This window comes from Streptomyces sp. NPDC096132 (assembly GCF_044763345.1).
Taxonomy (GTDB): Bacteria; Actinomycetota; Actinomycetes; order Streptomycetales; family Streptomycetaceae; genus Streptomyces.
Genome location: NZ_JBIWGA010000012.1, coordinates 301,595 through 318,775, shown reverse-complemented (window position 1 = coordinate 318,775; position 17,181 = coordinate 301,595). Strand labels below are relative to the sequence as shown.

The following is a 17,181-nucleotide window of genomic DNA, read 5'->3' as shown; positions in this document are numbered from 1 at the left end:
CCCGCCGGAATCTCAGAGGCTCTTGCCGGGATGGAGGATCCCGCGCGGATCGAAGGCCTCCTTCAGCCGCCGCTGGAGCGCGTGGGCCGCCGGCCCCAGCTCCTCGGCGACCCACTGCCGCTTCAGCACGCCCACCGCGTGCTCCCCGGTGAGCGGTGCCGCCGAGCCGCGGCGCCAGCGCGAAGATCTCCCCGGCCGCCTCCCCAGGCGGCCTCGGGAAGCCGGGCGAGCGACGGGGCGACGACCACGATCGGGTGCAGATCGCCGTCCGCGGCGTGCGCGATCGTGAACACGGGCACGTCGTGACGGGCGGAGACCGCCCGGATCCCGGCCGCCGCCTCCGCCAGCCGCGACCGTGGAACCGCGATGTCCTCGATCAGGGGCCGGCCCAGCCGCTCCAACGCGGGCAGCGCGAGCCGCCGCGCGCGGACCGCGAACCGCTGCGCGGACAGCGCAGGCCCACCCCGCGCGTCCCGCGAACCGCTACGCGGACAGTGCACCCCGCCCGGGCGGTGCCGAACTCCGCCCGGGCGACAGGCGAACTGCTGCGCGGACAGCGCAGCCCCACCCCCGCGCCGACCGCGAACCGCCACGCGGGCAGCGCGAGCCGCCGCGCGCGGACCGCGAACCGCTACGCGGACAGCGCAGCCCCACCCCCGCGCCGACCGCGAACCGCTACGCGGACAGCGCGAGCCGCCGCGCGCGGACCGCGAACCGCTACGCGGGCAGCGCGAGCCGCCGCGCGCGGACCGCGAACCGCGGCGCGGACAGTGCACCCCGCCCGCGCGGTGCCAACTCCGCCCCGGCGATACGCGAACCGTTGCGCGGACAGCGCACCCACGCCCCCGGCGGTGTGCGAAGTGCTGCGCGGGGAGAACAGTCCGGCCCGTGCGTGTGATCCAGAATGGCCCCATGATCTGGCTCTCCGGCGTGGCCGGCGGACTCGTGCTCGCGCTGGTGCTCGGCAGCATTCTGCGGACCCTCGTCGTACCGCGCGGCCTGTACTCGACGGTCGTGTACCGGCTGTGGTGGACCCTGCGCCGCCTGCTGCACCTGGCCGCCCTGCGGCGCGGCTACGAGGCCATCGACCACTGGCAGGCCTGGCTCGCCCCGCTGATGCTGGTCGGCATGCTGGGCATCTGGCTGATCGGCGCCCTGATCGGCTACGGCCTGCTGCTGTACGCCCTGTCCCCGCTCGACTGGACCACGTCCTTCCGGGAGGCCGGCTCCAGCCTCTTCACCCTCGGCTTCGCCAGCGGCGCCCGCCTCAGACTCACCGGCCTCGACTTCGCCGCGGCGATCACCGGCCCGGTCGTCATCGCCCTGCAGATCGCCTACCTCCCCACCCTCTACGCCGCCTACAACCGCCGCGAGTTGGAGGTCACCCTGCTGCAGTCCCGGGCGGGCGAGCCCGCCTGGGGCCCCGAGATCCTCGCCCGGCAGTGGCTCGTCGACACCGAGACCGCGCTGCCCGAGCTCTACCGCGCCTGGGAGCGGCTGGCCTCGGACATGGGGGAGAGTCACGCGACGTACCCCGTGCTGCTCGCGTTCCGCTCCCCGCGCCCGCACCGCAGCTGGCTGGTCGGGCTCATCGCGGTGATGGACGCGGCGGCCATGCAACTCGCGCTGTCCCCGCGCTCCGCCCCTCCGGAGGCCCGGCTCGTCCTGCGCGCCGGATTCACCGCCCTGCGGGACATCGCCCGCTCGATCCGCTTCTCCTTCGACGCCGACCCCTCACCGGACGCGCCCGTCCGCCTCACCTACGTCGAGTTCGACGCGGCGGTGTCGATGCTGGAGTCGACGGGCTTCCGGGCCGAACGCACCACCGAGGAGGCCTGGCCGCACTTCAAGGGCTGGCGGGTCAACTACGAGACGGTCGCCTACGAACTGTGCCGCCGCTGCGACGCGGTCCCCGCCCTTTGGACGGGCCCACGCGACTTCCGGTCGACACCGATCCCACCGCGCCGGCCGGCGGACCGCAGGCCCGGGGAGAAGCGGTCGTAGCGAGCCGATTCCCGTGGCGGGGCGAGGCGATCCGCGTTGCGGGCGCCGTGAGGGCATGCGTCACTAGCCGGTGGGACAACCGGAAAAATCCCTTCTGGGAGGAATTGTCATGGTTGACGCTCGTATTGTCCAGAATTCCACCGTCGCCGTCCGGTCGGAGTTCTGCGCCATCGCCCCCAGCCCGGAACTGCGCGAGAGAATGCGGCAGGAACTCGAGCGAGTCCGGGGCGAGTCCACGCTGGCGGGCCTGCTCCGCCTCGGTGGGCGTCCGCGCCCCTTCGGCCTGGGCGACGGGGTCATCAAGCCGGCGACCGAGTACCCTCCGAACACACCGCACGAGGTCATCCGCAGCGCGGCCGCCGCCCGTACCCCGCTGACCGGCGAGGTGCGTGTCGTCGTCGTCCTCGCGGACTTCCAGGACAAGCCGATGACCGCCGACAAGGAGCACTTCGAGAAGCTGTTCTTCTCGCTCGGTGAGCTCCCGAACGGCAGCGTCCGCGACTACTACCGGGAAGTGACCCACGGCCTGGTCGACATCGTCGGCGAGGTCATCGGTCCGGTCCGGATGCCGCAGAAGCTCTCCTGGTACGCCAACAACAACTTCGGCATCGGGGAGCCGTCCGGACAGGCACGTGCGCCGATCATGGCCCGGGACGCCGCGGTCTCCGCGGACCCGCTCGTCAACTACGCGCCGTACGACAACGACGGCAACGGTTTCGTCGACGCCTTCATGGTCGTGCACTCGGGCCAGGGCGGCGAAGCCACCGGTGACCCGGGGGACATCTGGTCCCACAAGTGGGTCCTGCCGAGCGCCTACAACGCCGACGGCGCACGGATCTTCGGCTACCTGACCATCCCCGAGGACGCCAAGATCGGCGTCTGCGCCCACGAGTTGGGGCACCTGCTGTTCGGGTTCCCCGACCTGTACGACATCGACGGCTCGTCGGAGGGCGTCGGCGACTGGTGTCTGATGGGCAGCGGTTCCTGGGGCGGCGGCGGGGACGTCCCGACCCATCCGTCGGCGTGGTGCAAGATCCAGCAGGGCTGGGCCAAGGCCGTCAACGTCACGAGCGACCGGACCCTGTCCATCCCCGACGTCAAGAACAGCTTCGAGGCGCACCGGCTGTGGACGGCCGGTCAGTCCGGGGACGAGTACTTCCTGGTCGAGAACCGCCAACGCACCGGGTACGACGCCTCGTTGCCCTCGTCCGGCCTGCTGATCTGGCACATCGACGACAGCCGCCCGGACAACACCAACGAGAGCCACTACATGGTGGGCCTGGTCCAGGCCGACAACGAGCGGGATCTGGAAGACGGGAGGAACCGCGGTGACGACGGCGACTCCTACCCCGGCAGCAGCGGCAACACGTCGTTCGACGGGTCGAGCATGCCCACCTCCCACTCGTACGCCGGGGCCCCCACCGGTGTCTCCGTCACGGACATCTCGGCGCCCGCGGCGACGATGACGGCCAAGGTGTCGGTGTCGGCCGCGGGCGTCGCGCGCCCGCCGCTGCGTGCCGCGGCCCTGCCCGAGGCGGAGCCCGTACCGTCGCTGGTGGAGTCCATCCACGAGATCCAGGAGCGGCTCGCCTCACTGGAGCAGGCGGTGGCGAACTACCCCTGGGCGGGCGCCGAGGCCTACCTCGAACAGAAACTGCGCTCCGAGGTCAGGGGTACGTCCGGTGGCCCGCAGCCGCTCGCCAAGGCGGGCAACGCCCACGGCAGGTACCGGCACGAGGGCCCGGCCTCCCGGTGACCCCGGCCATGGTGCAGGCGATCGAGAACCGCACCGACCTGACCGCACGGCTGCTCGGCACACGGCCGCACCCCCGGCTTCAGGCATGGGACCGGGCGGAGGTCGAGGTGCTCGACGCGGCACCGGTGGCCGGCTACGCCGACCTGCTGTCGAGGAACGTCGGGCGGCGTCTGCTGCTCGCCGTGCCCCGTGAGCTCCTGGCGGACGCGGTACCGGGATCCACCCTCCGGGTGAGGGCCCGGCTGTCCGCGGGCGAGGCGATGGCCGACAAGAGGCCGGCTCCGGGCACCTTCGCCGTCGAACCGCCGGTGTGAGTGCGCGTGCGCCCCGACGAGGGGACCGAACCCCGTTCGGTCCCCTCCGGCGCGTAGCCGCAGGTCGGGCCGGTCCGGCGCGTGTCCTGCCCGCGGGTCAGACCGGGGAGCCGCCGCCCAGCATCCTCTCCAGCACGTCCCGCTGCAGCGGCAGCACCTCGCCGTGCAGGTCGCGGCCCTTGCGGGTGAGGGTGACGTACACCCCGCGCCGGTCCTCCAGGCAGACGGCGCGCTCCACCAGACCGTCCTTCTCCAGCCGGCCGATGAGGCGGGAGAGGGCGCTCTGACTGAGGTGCACCCGTCCGACGAGGTCCTGCACCCGGCACTGGTCGCCCTCCGCGGGCACCTCGGCGGCGAGGATGTCGAGCACCTCGAAGTCGCTCGCACCGAGGCCGTGCGGGTGCAGCACTCGGTCGATCTCGCACATCGTGCGCGCGTGCACCGACAGGATGCCCCGCCACCGTTCCTCGAGGCCCGCCCCGGCCGTCTTCGCTGCCATACCCGCACGGTAACACCGTTTCGGCCATTCATTGACGGTGCAACTAGTGCGGGTGCAAGCAGTTGCCTACGAGGGGTCCTGGAGGATGCCCACCAGGTTTCCGTCCGGGTCCTTCACGGAGGCGATCAGCCGGCCGTTGCCGACGTCGTGCACGTCCTGGAGCACCTCGGCCCCCGCCTCCACCAGGGCCGCGAGGCGCGCCCGGATGTCGGAGACGTGCCAGTAGGGAACCGGCCCGGTCAGGCCCTGGGCGTGGCCGTTCGGGTTGAGGCCGACGTCCTGGCCGGCGGCCCTGAAGCCGACGTAGTAGGGCTCGTCGACGAACGGCTCGACCTCCAGCAGTGCGCTGAACAGGGCCTTCGCCCGGTCGGCGTCCTTGACGGGGTAGATGATCGTCTGCAGGCCGGTGGTGGTCATGAGGGTCACTCCTCGCTGGTGCGTGAGCCGACGGGATCGCGTCGGTGGTTTCACGCTAGGGCGGGGGAGGGGGAGACCGCTTCTCAGATCCTGACCGAAACGCCTCCCCGCACCCTCAGGTCGAATCCCTCTTCACCAGCTCCGTCGGAAGGATCACCGCCGCGGGGTCCTCGCCGCCTATCTGGGCGAGCAGCACACGCACCATCTCGGCGCTGATGCGGTCGTAGGGCTGGCGGATCGTCGTGAGCGCGGGGACGGCCTCCGTCGCCGCGACGGAGTCGTCGAAGCCGCCCACGGACACGTCCTCGGGAACCCGCCGGCCCGCCTCGCGCAGCGCCGTCAGCGCACCCTGCGCCATCAGGTCGGAGGCGACGAACACGGCATCCATGTCCGGGGCCTGCGCCAGCAGCCGTTCGGCACCCGCCTTGCCGCTGGCCCGGCTGTAGTCGCCGGAGACCACGAGCCGCTCGTCGATCTCGACGCCCGCCTCCGTGAGCACCTCCTTGTAGCCGGCGAGCCGGTCCACGCCGCCCGGAGTGTCCAGCGGACCGCTCACCATGCCGATCCGGCGCCGGCCCAGCGACAGCAGATGGCGCACCATGTCACGGGCGCCGTCCTGGTCGTCCGCCGCCACATAGCTCACCTTGGAGCGCACCCCCATCGGCTTGCCGCACTGCACGAGGGGCACCCCCGCCTCGCGCAGCTCCTCCGCGACCGGGTCGCCGGAGTGGCTGGAGACCAGCAGCACCCCGTCGACATGGCCCGCGGTGATGTACCGCGTGATGCGGCGCCGTTCGTCCTTGGTGCCGGCGAGCATCAGCAGCAGCGGGATGTCGTGCGCCGCCAGCGCCTGGGTGCAGCCGCTGAGCAGGACGTTGAAGTTGGGGTCCTCGAAGAACCGCTCCTGGGGCTCCGTCAGCAGGAAGCCCACCGAGTCCGAGCGGCCGGTGATCAGCGAGCGGGCGTGCCGGTTCACGACGTAACCCGTCTTGCGGATGGCGGCGTTGACCGCCTCCGCCGCCGCGGGGCTGACGTAGTGGCCGCCGTTGAGCACCCGGGAGACGGTGCCTCGGGAGACCCCTGCCTCCCGCGCCACGTCGTGGATCGTCGGCGGTCTGCGCCGGCCCCCCGCACCATTGCTCATGGTCATGACTTTACGGCCCCGGACAGCAGATCCAGACTCCAGAACCGCTGAATGACCAGGAACAGCGCCACCAGCGGGATCACGGCCAGGAACGCACCGGTGATCACCAGCGTGTACAGCGCGGGCTGGTTCGAGCCCTGCTCCAGGAGCGTGAACAGACCCAGCGTGATCGGGAACTTCTCGTCGTCGCTCAGCATGATGTACGGCAGCAGGAAGTTGTTCCACACCGCCACGAACTGGAACAGGAACACCGTCACCAGCCCGGGGATCATCATCGGCAGCGCGATCCGGGTGAAGATCCGCCACTCGCTCGCCCCGTCCATCCGGCCCGCCTCCACCACGTCGGACGGCACGGCCGCGGCCGCGTAGATCCGCGCGAGGTAGACGCCGTACGGGGAGAGGATCTGCGGCAGCAGCACGGACCAGTACGAGTCCGTGAGGTCCGCCTTGGCCAGCAGCAGGTACTGCGGGATGGCCAGGATGATCGGCGGCATCAGCACGCCCGCGAGCAGGATGTTGAACATCGACTCACGGCCGCGGAAGCGGTAGGTCGCCAGCGCGTACCCGCTGAACGCCGACACGCACGTCGACAGCAGCGCGCCGAGACCGGCGTACAGGGCGGAGTTGCCCATCCACTTCCAGTAGACGCCGTCGCGGTAGGCGTTGAGGTCCTTGATGTTGTCGGCGAAGCCCGAGCCCGGCAGGAAGGTGAACGTGGAGAACAGCTCACGGCCGGACTTGGTGGACGCGATCACCACCCATGCCACGGGGAGGAGGCAGTAGATCGCGCCCAGCAGCAGGGTGATCGTCGGCACGAGTGCGACACGGCTGCGCAGCGGCGGCCGGCTCCGTGCCGCGCCGGTCGCACCGGCCGCCGACGGCACCTTCTGTACGGCAAGAGAACTCATCGTGCTGCCTCCTGCTTGTTGCGGCGGTTCGCGGCCCTCAGGAAGCCGAAGCTCAGCACCAGCGTGGCGAGGGCGATGATCACGGCCTCGGCGGCCGCCTGGTAGATGTCACCGGTGCCGAAGGCGTCCCGGTACACCTTCATCAGCGGACTCCAGGTCGTGGACACGGAGTTGGTGAGCGGCTTCAGGGTGGTCGGCTCGTTGAACACCTGGAGCGTGGCGATGATCGAGAAGAAGAAGGTCAGCACCAGCGAGGGCGCCACCATCGGGATCTTGATCCGCAGGGCGATCTGCAGCGGGGTGGCGCCGTCCAGCTTCGCCGCCTCGTACACCTCGGCCGGGATGGCCTGCAGCGAGGTGTAGATGACGATCATGTTGAAGCCGGTGCCGCCCCAGATCGCGATGTTGGAGAGGGCGAGATACAGGGGACCGCCGTCCAGCAGGTCCGGCTGCGGCAGGCCCAGCTTCTCCAGCACGAAGTAGAAGGGGCTGACGTCCGGCAGGTACAGGAAGCCCCACAGCAGCGCCGCCACCACACCGGGGATGGCGTACGGCAGGAAGATCGCGAGCCGGGTGAACGGGGCGAGCCGCACCTTCTCGGAGTCCAGCATCAGCGCGAACAGCAGGGCCAGGCCCAGCATCACCGGGACGACGATGCAGCCGTACCCGAGGACGCGCAGCGCGCCGTCCAGCAGCTCGCTGTCGGTGAAGGCGTCCGTGTAGTTCTCGATGCCGGCCCAGACCTCGCTGCGGGCCCCCTTGCCGAGCCCGAGCCCGGAGACCTTCACCTTGTGGAAGCTGAGCCAGACCGCGTACCCGATGGGCAGCGCGAAGAACAGGGAGAACAGGACGGTCGCGGGGAGGAGGAAAAAGTAGGGGGCGCTTCGCGCTCGTTTGAGGGTGGTGGTGGGAGACGGGAGGGCGTACGGGGCCCCCTTGACCCCGTACGACTTCCGGCGTGCGGTGGTCACTCGGAGACCTCGAAGCCCTGCTTCTTGAGGTCGGCGACCGTGGCGTCCTGCATGGTGTCCAGGGCGGCGGAGAAGTCCGACTTGTTCTTGGCGGCGGCGCCGAACGCGTCCTTGAAGGTCTGGTAGGCGACGTTCACGTTGGGGCCCCAGGCCGAAGGCGCCGTGGTCTTCGCGATCTTGGCGGCCAGGGTGTAGAACTCCGGCTGCGTCGAGAAGTAGTCCGGCGGGGTGGCGAAGGCGCCGCTGGTCTGGGCGTTCGTGGCCGCCGGGTAGATGCCGCTCTCCTTGGCCAGGGCGGTCAGGGCCGCGTCGTCGGTGTTCAGCCAGGCGGCGAACTTCGCGGCGGCCTCCTTGTGCTTGGAGTCCGTCGTCACGGCCGTCGAGGAACCGCCCCAGCTGCCGGTGACGTCCTCGTTCGCCGACCACTGGGGGAGCGGGGCCATGGCCCACTTGCCCTTGGTGTCGGGCGCGGCGGTGGTCAGCGTGCCCGGCGCCCACACGGCCGACACCCAGGCGATCTGCTTGCCGGTGTTCAGCGCCTTGTTCCAGGACGGGGTGTACATCGGCTGGTTGTCGATGGCGCCCTCCTTGACGAGGCCGCCCCAGAAGTCGGCCACCTTCTTGGTGGCCGTGTCGTTGATGCCGACCTGCCACTTGTCGCCGGAGGTCGTCCACCACTTGGCGCCGGCCTGCTGGGCGAGGCCCGCGAAGAGACCGGAGTCGTTGGCGGAGAACGTCGTCAGGTCGAGGTCCGGCGCCTTCTTCTTCAGCGCGCGGGCGGTCTCGGCGAACTCGTCCCAGGTCGTCGGGACCGTCAGGCCGTACTTCTTGAAGAGGTCGGCGCGGTAGTAGAACATCATCGGGCCGATGTCCTGCGGCACCGCGTAGACCGCGTCCGTGCCCAGCGTGGTCTGCTGCCACACACCGTCGGCGAACTTGGCTCTGGCGTCGCCGACGTTCTTGGCTATGTCCGCCAGCGCGTCATTGCTGACCAGCGTCGGCAGCGCCTGGTACTCGGCCTGGACCAGGTCGGGCGCCTTGCCCGCCTTGTGAGCGGTGAGGATCTTGGTGACCAGCGTGTCGCCGGACGCCTGCTTCTTCACCGTGACGGTGATCTGGTCCTTCTTGCCCTGGCCCTTGTTCCAGAGGTCGACGACCTTGTCCATGCCGGGCGTCCAGGTCCAGTACGTCAGCGAGACCGGGCCGGACTCGGACTTGCTGTCGTCGTCGGACGAGCCGCAGGCGGCGAGGGCGGTGCTGCCGAGAGCGACGGCAACAGCAGTTGCCACGAGGCGACGGCGCTTCGTGTTGGGCATGGATCTCTCCCCTGACCTGGGTCCCCGCCGGATGCGGAAACCTGCCATGCGATGTGCACGACCCGGAACCTCACCCGTCGCGAGGCCCTGTCATGCTGTCTGTGAGCGTTCACAGTAGAGAAACATCCCGGACACTTGTCAATGGTTGTTGCTGTGCGGTTATGTTGGGCTCCGAACGCCGCCGCAGTGTGTGCACGTTCCCAAATGATCGAATAAACGGGAGACATCCATGCCGGAGACCACCCCCAGGGGCCTCACCAGGCTCGCCTTCGGTGGGGACTACAACCCCGAGCAGTGGCCGGAAAGCGTCTGGCAGGAGGACGTCCGGCTGATGCGGGAGGCCGGCGTCACGATGGTGAGCGTCGGGATCTTCTCCTGGGCCCTGCTCGAGCCCTCACCCGGGGTGTACGACTTCGGCTGGCTGGACCGGATCATCGACCTGCTGCACGAGAACGGCATCCGCGTCGACCTGGGCACCCCCACCGTGGTGCCGCCGGTCTGGTTCTACCGCGCCCACCCCGACGCGCTGCCCGTGACCCCCGAGGGCGTGCGCCTGGAGTTCGGCTCGCGCGGGGCCATCTGTCACAGCAACGCCGACTACCGCGCGGCCGCCGCGAACATCACCACCCGGCTCGCCGAGCGCTACGGCGACCACCCGGCGCTGGCGATGTGGCACGTGCACAACGAGTACGGCGTCCCCGTCTCCGCCTGCTACTGCGACTCCTGCGCCGCCCACTTCCGCCGCTGGCTGGAGACGACGTACGGCACCGTCGACGCGGTGAACGAGGCATGGGGCACCGCCTTCTGGGGCCAGCGCTACGCGAGCCTCGAGGACATCAACCCGCCGCGCGCCACCCCCACCGTCGGCAACCCGGGCCAGACCCTCGACTACAAGCGCTTCGCCGACGCCACCATGCGCGAGAACTTCTGTACGGAGCGGGACATCCTGCACCGTCTCTCGCCCGGCGTCCCGGTCACCACCAACTTCATGACGGCCCTCAGCCAGTGCGACTCCGTCGACTACTGGGCCTGGGGCCGCGAGGTCGACATCGTCACCAACGACCACTACCTCATCACCGACGGCCGCCGCACCCACGTCAACCTGGCGATGGCCGCCGACCTCACCCGGTCGGTCGCGGGCGGCGCCCCCTGGATCCTGCTGGAGCACTCCACCTCGGGCATCAACTGGCAGCCCCGCAACCCCGCCAAGGCGCCCGGCCAGATGGCCCGCAACTCCCTCGGCCATGTCGCCCGGGGCTCCGAGGGCGCGATGTTCTTCCAGTGGCGGCAGTCCCGGCGCGGCGCCGAGAAGTTCCACTCGGCGATGGTCCCGCACGGGGGCACCGACACACGCGTGTGGCGCGAGGTGGTCGAGCTCGGCGCGTCCCTCGACTCCCTGGCGACGATCCGGGGCACCCGCACCGAGGCCGATGTCGCCGTGCTGTGGGACTGGCACTCCTGGTGGGCGCAGAACCTCGCCTGGCGTCCCAGCGAGGACCACGACGCCCGCGAGCGCGCCGACGCCTTCTACGAGGCGCTCTACGACCGCCACCTCACCGTCGACTTCGCCCACCCCGAGTCGGACCTGTCGCAGTACCCGCTGGTCGTGGTGCCCGCCCTGTACCTGATGACGGAGGCGGCCGGGAACAACCTCAAGGAGTACGTCGAGAACGGCGGCACCCTCGTCGTGTCGTACTTCTCCGGCATCGTCGACGAGCACGACGCCGTCCACGAGGGCGCCTACCCGGGCGCGCTGCGCGACGTCCTGGGCCTGACGGTCGAGGAGTTCTCCCCGCTGCTCGCCGACCAGAGCGTGCGGCTGACCGGTCCCGACGGCTCCGAACTCGGCGGTGACGTCTGGACCGAGTTCGTCGTGCCCCGCGGCGCCGAGACCGTCTGGACGTACGCCGACGGCCTCACCGCGGGCCACCCGGCCGTCACCCGGCACCACCTCGGCGAGGGCACCGCCTGGTACGTCTCCACCCGGCTCGGCCACGAGGGCCTGGACGCCCTGCTCGGCTGGGCGACCGAGGACGCACGCCTCGCCCCGCGCGCCGACCTGCCCCGCGATGTCGAGGTCGTCCGCCGCTCCGGCGAGACGGGCAGCTACCTGTTCGCCGTCAACCACACCGCCACCGACGCCAAGGTGCCGCTGGAGACGTCCGGGACCGAGCTGCTGACGGGCGAACGTGCCGCCGGCCGCCTCGCGGTCCCGGCGGGAGCCGTACGGGTCGTCCGACTCGACGGCTGAGCCGACTCCCCCTCCGCCCGTGGAGCCGCGAGCCGCGGGCGGAGGGGGCCTTCCCTCACGCGGGGACCCGTCCCCGTACGAGGGAACCCCACCCCCATCCATGTCGAAGGGACGACGGACGACGATGTTCCATCCCAGACGCACCCTCAGAGCCCTGCTGCTCCCGCTCGTCGCGGGGCTCGCCCTCACCGCTCTGCCCGCGCAGACCGCGCAGGCCGCCTCCACGCTCACCAACGGCGGCTTCGAGTCCGACGGCACCGGCACCGCCACCCCCACGGGCTGGTCCACGTACTCGGCGGCCGGGCAGAACTCCGCCTCCTTCACCGAGTCCGGCGGCCACGGCGGCAGCTACCGCCTCACCCACTGGGCGTCCTCCGCCTACAAGGTGGAGACGTACCAGTACCTGTCCGGGCTGACCAACGGGAACTACACCCTCACCGCGTGGGTCCGCTCCGGCGGCGGCCAGAACTCCGCCTACCTGGCGCTGAAGAACTGCGGCAGTTCGGAACAGCGCACCGACCTGCCGGTGTCCAGCAGCAGTTGGGTCCGGATCGTCACGTCGATCAATGTGACGAACAACCAGTGCACGATCAGCATCAACAGTGACGCGAACGCGGGCAACTGGATCAATGTCGACGACCTGACGTTCACGTCCGGGTCGACCGGCCTGTCCATCAAGGGCTCCGACATCTCCTCCCTCGCCAAGAGCGAGGCCCTCGGCGGTGTCTACAAGACCAGCTCCGGCACCACCGGCGACGCGGTCACCATCCTGAAGAACGCCGGCATGAACTACGCGCGCCTGAAGGTCTGGGTGAACCCCGCCGACGGCTACAACAACAAGACGCGTGTGCTGGCCATGGCCAAGCGGATCAAGGCCGCCGGCATGAAGCTGCTGGTCGACTTCCACTACTCGGACACCTGGGCCGACCCGGGCAAGCAGACCAAGCCCGCAGCCTGGTCGAGCCACTCCTACAGCCAGTTGAAGACGGACGTCTACAACCACACCTACGACGTGCTCAACGCGCTGAAGGCGCAGGGCACCACGGCCGACATGGTCCAGGTCGGCAACGAGATCAACGGCGGCATGCTGTGGAGCGAGGGTTCCACGGACAACTGGTCCCAGCTCGCCGGCCTGCTCAACTCCGGCTACAGCGCGGTCAAGGCGGTCAACTCGGGCACCCAGGTCGCGCTGCACCTCGCCAACGCCGGTGACGACTCCACCGTCCGCTGGTGGTTCGACAACGCCAAGACGTACGGCATCAACTACGACCTGATCGGCCTGTCGTACTACGGCTACTGGCACGGCTCGCCGGCCGCCGCCCAGACCACCCTGGACGACGTGGCCTCGCGGTACGCCAAGCCCGTGTTCATCGCCGAGACGGCCTACCCCTTCCGCCTCGACAGCGACGACTCCCTCACCAACCAGATCGACACCACCGGTGAGCTGGTCTCCGGCTACCCGGCGTCCGCGGCGGGCCAGCTCGCCTGGATGAACGCCGTCGCGAACATCGTGGAGGCCGTGCCGAACGGCCGCGGTCTCGGAGTCTTCTACTGGGAGGCGACCTGGACCGCCGTCACAGGCAACGGCTGGGACCCGGCCGACGCCACCTCCGGCAACGGCTGGGAGAACCAGGCCCTGTTCGGCTACGACGACAAGGCCCTGTCCTCGATGGCGTGGTTCAGCCACCGCTGACCACGTGACCCGCTGACCCGGTGACCAGGGGGCCCGGCCGCATTCCCGCGGCCGGGCCCCCGTGCGTCGCGGCGACCGCGTCCCGAGACCCCCTCGCGCGCGAACGCCTTTGCATGGCAAGGGTGTTCGATCCCGGCCAAGGCTTGCGGAGTCCGGGACACGGCACCGCCGACTGCGGAAGAGTGGGGAGACGCGGCACGAGGAGGCCCGGACGGAGGGGGACGACGATGCTGAGGACTCCCGTTGGTGAGAGGCGACTGGACATCCTGGAGTGGCTGAAGGAGCCCGCCCGGCATTTCCCGCCCCAGCGGCACGGCGACCTCGTCGAGGACGGCGTCACCGCGGACGCCGTCGCGGCGAAACTCGGAGTCCGCCGCCAGGTGGCCGACACCCACCTCACCCTGCTCACCGACCTCGGCCTGCTGCGCGCCACGCGCATCCGGCGGCGCGTCTACTACCGGCGCGACGAGGTGCGCATCGCCGAGGTGGCGCGCATGTTCGAGAAGGGATGGTGAAAGGCGGCGGGAAGGGACACCTGAGCACCGCGCGCAGCGGGGTGGCGACCAGGAGAACCGTTTCCGGAAAACCCCGGCAAAAGACCACGGCCACGACACGCCGACGACATCCCTGCCTGCGAGGATGGCCGCCTCCTTCCAGGAAGGGCGGACCCCCATGGACCGTCGGACGGCCCTCGTCCCGATCAGGTACCTCACTCTCCCCGGACACGGCCCCGAAGACGTCGTAGCCGACCCCAGAGGACGTGTGCTGACCGGGGTGGCGGACGGACGGATCCTGCGGATCGACGGTCTGGACGACCCGTCCTCGGCCCGCGTCGAGCACATCGGGGAGATCGGTGGCCGCCCGCTCGGCCTCGAACTCCTCCCGGACGGCGACCTGTTGGTGTGCGACGCCGACGGGGCCCTGCTGCGCGTCGACCCCGAGGGCGGTCCCGGCAACGTCCGCGTCCTGACCGAGTCCGCGGCGGGGGAGCGGCTGCGCTTCTGCAGCAACGTCGTCGCCCTGCCCGACGGCACCGCGTACTTCACCGTCTCCAGCCGGGTCCACCCGCTACGGGACTGGATGGGGGACCTCGTCGAACACACCGGCACGGGACGGCTGCTGCGCCTCGCGCCGGGCGCCCGCGAGGCCGAAGTCGTCCTGGACGGGCTGCAGTTCGCCAACGGCGTGGCCCGCAGCGCCGACGACTCGTTCCTGGTCGTCGCCGAGACCGGCGCGCGCCGCCTCACCCGCTTCCACCTCACCGGCCCCCTGGCCGGACAGGCCGAACCCTTCGTCGAGAACCTGCCGGGCTTCCCCGACAACCTGTGGCGCGGCGCCCCCGACGGCCCGATCCGGGTCGCCCTGGCCGGCCCGAGCGTCCCCCCGCTCGACCTCCTCCACCGCGCAGGTCCCGCCGTACGGCGCCGCGCCGCCCGCGCGGCCCTCCGTGCGCCCTTCCGGCCCTCGGGCACGACCGGGGTCCTCGCGGTCGACGACGACGGCCGGATCGTCGAACACCTCACCCGCCGTCGTTCCGGTTTCCGCATGGTCACCAGCGTCTGCGAGACCGGCGGCCGCCTGATCCTCGGCAGCCTGTGGGAGCGCGGCATCGCGGTCTGCGAGGCGCCCGTGACCAAGTGAGACGGCGATACGCTGGTGCGACATGACAGCCTCCGAGGCCGAGAGCCTCCGCACCAGCGCACCACGGCGGACCACCGGGACGGGTCAGCTCCCCGTGGTCGCCGTGGTGGCCGTCGGTGGCGCCATCGGCGCCGCCGCCCGTTACGCGGCCGCACTCCGGTGGCCGACGCAGACCGGTGGCTTCCCCTGGACCACCTTCTGGGTCAACGTCGTCGGCTGCGCGGTGATCGGGGTGTTCCTCGTCCTGGTCACCGAGGTCATGACCGTCCATCGGCTGGTGCGCCCCTTCTTCGGCACGGGTGTCCTCGGCGGCTTCACGACCTTCTCGACGTACGCCGTCGACATCCAGCGGCTGGTCGACGCGCACCGCCCCGGCACCGCCCTGGCCTATCTCGCCGCGACCCTGTTCGCCGCGCTCGGCGCGGTGTGGCTCGCGGCCACCGCGACGCGCGGCCTGATCGCGAGGAGGCAGACATGACCAGGCTGACCGGCAACGCCCTGCGCCTGACCGTCCTCGTCGGCGAGAACGACACCTGGCACCGCAAACCCCTCTACACCGAGATCGTCCACCGCGCCCACGCGGCCGGCCTCGCCGGCGCCAGCGTCTTCCACGGCATCGAGGGCTTCGGCGCCTGCTCCCTGATCCACACCTCACGGCTGCTCTCGCTCAGCGAGGACCTGCCCGTCGCCGTCGTCATCGTCGACACGGAGGACCGGGTGCAGGCCTTCCTGCCGCAACTCGACGAGCTGGTCACGGACGGCCTGGTCGTCCTCGACGAGTGCCATGTCGTGAAGTACGCGGGCCACGCAGGGAAACCGGGGCGAACCGGACAGGAAGGGTAAGAACTCGTTGTGAACTGGCTGGTGGTCGTCGCGGGCGGCATGATCGGCGCCCCCCTGCGCTATCTCACCGACCGTGCGGTGCAGTCCCGGCACGACTCGGTCTTCCCCTGGGGCACCTTCGTCGTCAACATCACCGGATGTCTGATCCTCGGCACGCTCACCGGCGCCGCCGCCGTCGGCCCCGACCTGCGTCTGTTCCTGGGCACCGGCCTGTGCGGGGCGCTGACGACGTACTCGACGTTCTCGTACGAGACGCTGCGGCTGACCGAGACCGGCGCCGGCCTCTACGCCGCCGCCAACGCCGTCGGGAGTGTGCTGGCCGGACTCGGGGCCGCGTTCGCCGGGGTGGCGATAGGCCAGGCGGTGTGGCCGTAGCCGGTCCGCCGCGCCCGCGCCCGCCTGCACTCGCCTGGTAGGACTGTCCACCGCAGCTGTCGACCACCCAGAACTGGATTCCATGAGCGCCATCTCCGTCGGCCAAGCCGTCGTCCTCGGAGCCGTCGAGGGAGTGACCGAGTTCCTCCCCGTCTCCTCCACCGGCCATCTGAAGATCACCGAGGGCCTGATGAACATCCCCGTCGACGACGACTCCGTCGTCGGGTTCTCCGCCGTGATCCAGGTCGGGGCGATCGCCGCCGTGCTGGTGTACTTCCGCAAGGACATCGCGCGGATCGTGTCGGCCTGGTTCCGGGGCCTGCGCCACCGCGAGGAGCGCGTCCACCACGACTACAAGTTCGCCTGGTGGGTGATCTACGCGACGATCCCGATCGTCGTCGTCGGCCTCGCCGCCAAACCGCTCATCGAAGGCCCGCTGGCCTCCCTGTGGGTGGTCGCCGGCTCGCTGATCGCCGGCAGCGGTGTGATGTGGGCGGCCGACCAGATGGGCCGGCACAAGCGCGGCGAGGACGACACCTCGTTCAAGGACGCGATGCTCGTCGGCAGCTCCCAGATCCTCGCGCTGCTCTTCCCCGGCTTCTCCCGCTCCGGCGCCACCATGTCCACCGCGCTCATCCTCGACCTGGACCGCGTCGCGGCCACCCGCCTCTCCTTCTTCCTCGGCATCCCGGCCCTGACCGGCGCGGGCCTGTACGAGCTGAAGGACGCGCTCGGCACCGGCGCGGGCGCCGCCCCGCTGGCGGTCGGCACCGTCGTCTCCTTCGTGGTGGCGTACGCCTCCATCGCCTGGCTGCTGAAGTTCGTCGCCAAGCACTCCTTCAACGCGTTCGTGATCTACCGGATCGCCGTCGGCGTCCTGCTGTTCGGGCTGCTGGGCACCGGCGTGCTGAGCGGCTGAGCTCCTTCCGCTGGTCACTCCCCGGGCGGGAAGTCCGGTTTCAGGCTTCCCGCCCGCTGAATCTTTCCTTTCAGCGGCCTTGACATCACCCGTACACCACCCGGAACATCTCTCCCGTGAACCTGTCAGA

19 protein-coding genes are annotated in these 17,181 nt (G+C 70.5%); 11 read left to right on the top strand and 8 right to left on the bottom strand.

The annotated features are described in order from the left end of the window. Window positions 1-12 precede the first annotated feature (12 nt). Both ACIRF9_RS28285 and ACIRF9_RS28280 read right to left on the bottom strand, forming a co-directional pair. A complete protein-coding gene (locus ACIRF9_RS28285; protein ID WP_403827697.1) occupies window positions 13-135 on the bottom strand; it encodes an FAD-linked oxidase C-terminal domain-containing protein in 123 nt (40 codons plus the stop codon). After that, window positions 123-500 (bottom strand): FAD-linked oxidase C-terminal domain-containing protein, encoded by a 378-nt coding sequence (locus tag ACIRF9_RS28280; protein ID WP_403827695.1) that lies wholly within the window; start codon window positions 498-500, stop codon window positions 123-125. Before ACIRF9_RS28280 ends, ACIRF9_RS28285 begins: the two co-directional genes overlap by 13 nt. A gap of 412 nt (window positions 501-912) precedes the next feature. Here ACIRF9_RS28280 and ACIRF9_RS28275 point away from each other — a divergent pair, with 412 nt between their 5' ends. From ACIRF9_RS28275 to ACIRF9_RS28265, 3 genes are all read left to right on the top strand, one after another. Beyond that, a complete protein-coding gene (locus ACIRF9_RS28275; RefSeq protein WP_403827694.1) occupies window positions 913-2,004 on the top strand; it encodes a hypothetical protein in 1,092 nt (363 codons plus the stop codon). Window positions 2,005-2,113: 109 nt separating this feature from the next. Beyond that, on the top strand, window positions 2,114-3,760 hold the full coding sequence (locus ACIRF9_RS28270; protein ID WP_403827692.1) for a M6 family metalloprotease domain-containing protein: 1,647 nt from the start codon (window positions 2,114-2,116) through the stop codon (window positions 3,758-3,760). Between the two features lie 8 nt (window positions 3,761-3,768). Further along, window positions 3,769-4,074, top strand: a complete 306-nt coding sequence (locus tag ACIRF9_RS28265) for a hypothetical protein (RefSeq protein ID WP_403827690.1) — start codon at window positions 3,769-3,771, stop codon at window positions 4,072-4,074. A gap of 97 nt (window positions 4,075-4,171) precedes the next feature. Here the strand turns inward: ACIRF9_RS28265 and ACIRF9_RS28260 are convergent, their stop codons facing one another. The 6 genes from ACIRF9_RS28260 to ACIRF9_RS28235 form a co-directional block, all read right to left on the bottom strand. Then, window positions 4,172-4,573, bottom strand: a complete 402-nt coding sequence (locus tag ACIRF9_RS28260; RefSeq protein WP_403827688.1) for a MarR family winged helix-turn-helix transcriptional regulator — start codon at window positions 4,571-4,573, stop codon at window positions 4,172-4,174. A 66-nt stretch (window positions 4,574-4,639) separates the two neighbouring features. Further along, complete coding sequence (locus ACIRF9_RS28255) at window positions 4,640-4,990, bottom strand: VOC family protein (protein ID WP_403827686.1); 351 nt, start codon at window positions 4,988-4,990, stop codon at window positions 4,640-4,642. A 115-nt stretch (window positions 4,991-5,105) separates the two neighbouring features. Continuing rightward, on the bottom strand, window positions 5,106-6,140 hold the full coding sequence (locus ACIRF9_RS28250; protein ID WP_403827684.1) for a LacI family DNA-binding transcriptional regulator: 1,035 nt from the start codon (window positions 6,138-6,140) through the stop codon (window positions 5,106-5,108). Continuing rightward, window positions 6,137-7,042 carry a carbohydrate ABC transporter permease gene (locus ACIRF9_RS28245; RefSeq protein ID WP_403827682.1) on the bottom strand — a complete coding sequence of 302 codons (906 nt, stop codon included), beginning with the start codon at window positions 7,040-7,042 and terminating at the stop codon, window positions 6,137-6,139. The genes ACIRF9_RS28250 and ACIRF9_RS28245 overlap by 4 nt, the downstream gene beginning before the upstream one ends. Beyond that, window positions 7,039-8,013 (bottom strand): carbohydrate ABC transporter permease, encoded by a 975-nt coding sequence (locus ACIRF9_RS28240; protein WP_403827680.1) that lies wholly within the window; start codon window positions 8,011-8,013, stop codon window positions 7,039-7,041. Before ACIRF9_RS28240 ends, ACIRF9_RS28245 begins: the two co-directional genes overlap by 4 nt. Then, window positions 8,010-9,329: an ABC transporter substrate-binding protein gene (locus tag ACIRF9_RS28235; RefSeq protein ID WP_403827678.1), complete on the bottom strand. Its 1,320-nt coding sequence runs from the start codon at window positions 9,327-9,329 to the stop codon at window positions 8,010-8,012. Before ACIRF9_RS28235 ends, ACIRF9_RS28240 begins: the two co-directional genes overlap by 4 nt. A 229-nt stretch (window positions 9,330-9,558) precedes the next feature. Between ACIRF9_RS28235 and ACIRF9_RS28230 the strand changes: the two genes are divergently transcribed. The 8 genes from ACIRF9_RS28230 (at window position 9,559) to ACIRF9_RS28195 (ending at window position 17,051) form a co-directional block, all read left to right on the top strand. Continuing rightward, complete coding sequence (locus ACIRF9_RS28230) at window positions 9,559-11,580, top strand: beta-galactosidase (RefSeq protein WP_403827676.1); 2,022 nt, start codon at window positions 9,559-9,561, stop codon at window positions 11,578-11,580. A 124-nt stretch (window positions 11,581-11,704) separates the two neighbouring features. Then, window positions 11,705-13,273 carry an arabinogalactan endo-beta-1,4-galactanase gene (locus ACIRF9_RS28225; RefSeq protein WP_403827674.1) on the top strand — a complete coding sequence of 523 codons (1,569 nt, stop codon included), beginning with the start codon at window positions 11,705-11,707 and terminating at the stop codon, window positions 13,271-13,273. Window positions 13,274-13,500: 227 nt separating this feature from the next. Then, on the top strand, window positions 13,501-13,788 hold the full coding sequence (locus tag ACIRF9_RS28220; protein WP_403827672.1) for an ArsR family transcriptional regulator: 288 nt from the start codon (window positions 13,501-13,503) through the stop codon (window positions 13,786-13,788). 157 nt (window positions 13,789-13,945) lie between these two features. After that, window positions 13,946-14,914 carry an SMP-30/gluconolactonase/LRE family protein gene (locus tag ACIRF9_RS28215; protein WP_403827671.1) on the top strand — a complete coding sequence of 323 codons (969 nt, stop codon included), beginning with the start codon at window positions 13,946-13,948 and terminating at the stop codon, window positions 14,912-14,914. Between the two features lie 22 nt (window positions 14,915-14,936). Beyond that, the gene (crcB, locus tag ACIRF9_RS28210; RefSeq protein WP_403827669.1) at window positions 14,937-15,392 is read left to right on the top strand and encodes a fluoride efflux transporter CrcB; all 456 of its coding nucleotides are present in this window, start codon (window positions 14,937-14,939) and stop codon (window positions 15,390-15,392) included. Continuing rightward, window positions 15,389-15,757: a DUF190 domain-containing protein gene (locus ACIRF9_RS28205; protein WP_403827667.1), complete on the top strand. Its 369-nt coding sequence runs from the start codon at window positions 15,389-15,391 to the stop codon at window positions 15,755-15,757. Before crcB (ACIRF9_RS28210) ends, ACIRF9_RS28205 begins: the two co-directional genes overlap by 4 nt. A gap of 9 nt (window positions 15,758-15,766) precedes the next feature. After that, a complete protein-coding gene (gene crcB / locus ACIRF9_RS28200; RefSeq protein WP_403827665.1) occupies window positions 15,767-16,132 on the top strand; it encodes a fluoride efflux transporter CrcB in 366 nt (121 codons plus the stop codon). Window positions 16,133-16,214: 82 nt separating this feature from the next. Beyond that, window positions 16,215-17,051: an undecaprenyl-diphosphate phosphatase gene (locus tag ACIRF9_RS28195; protein ID WP_403827663.1), complete on the top strand. Its 837-nt coding sequence runs from the start codon at window positions 16,215-16,217 to the stop codon at window positions 17,049-17,051. Window positions 17,052-17,181 lie beyond the last annotated feature (130 nt).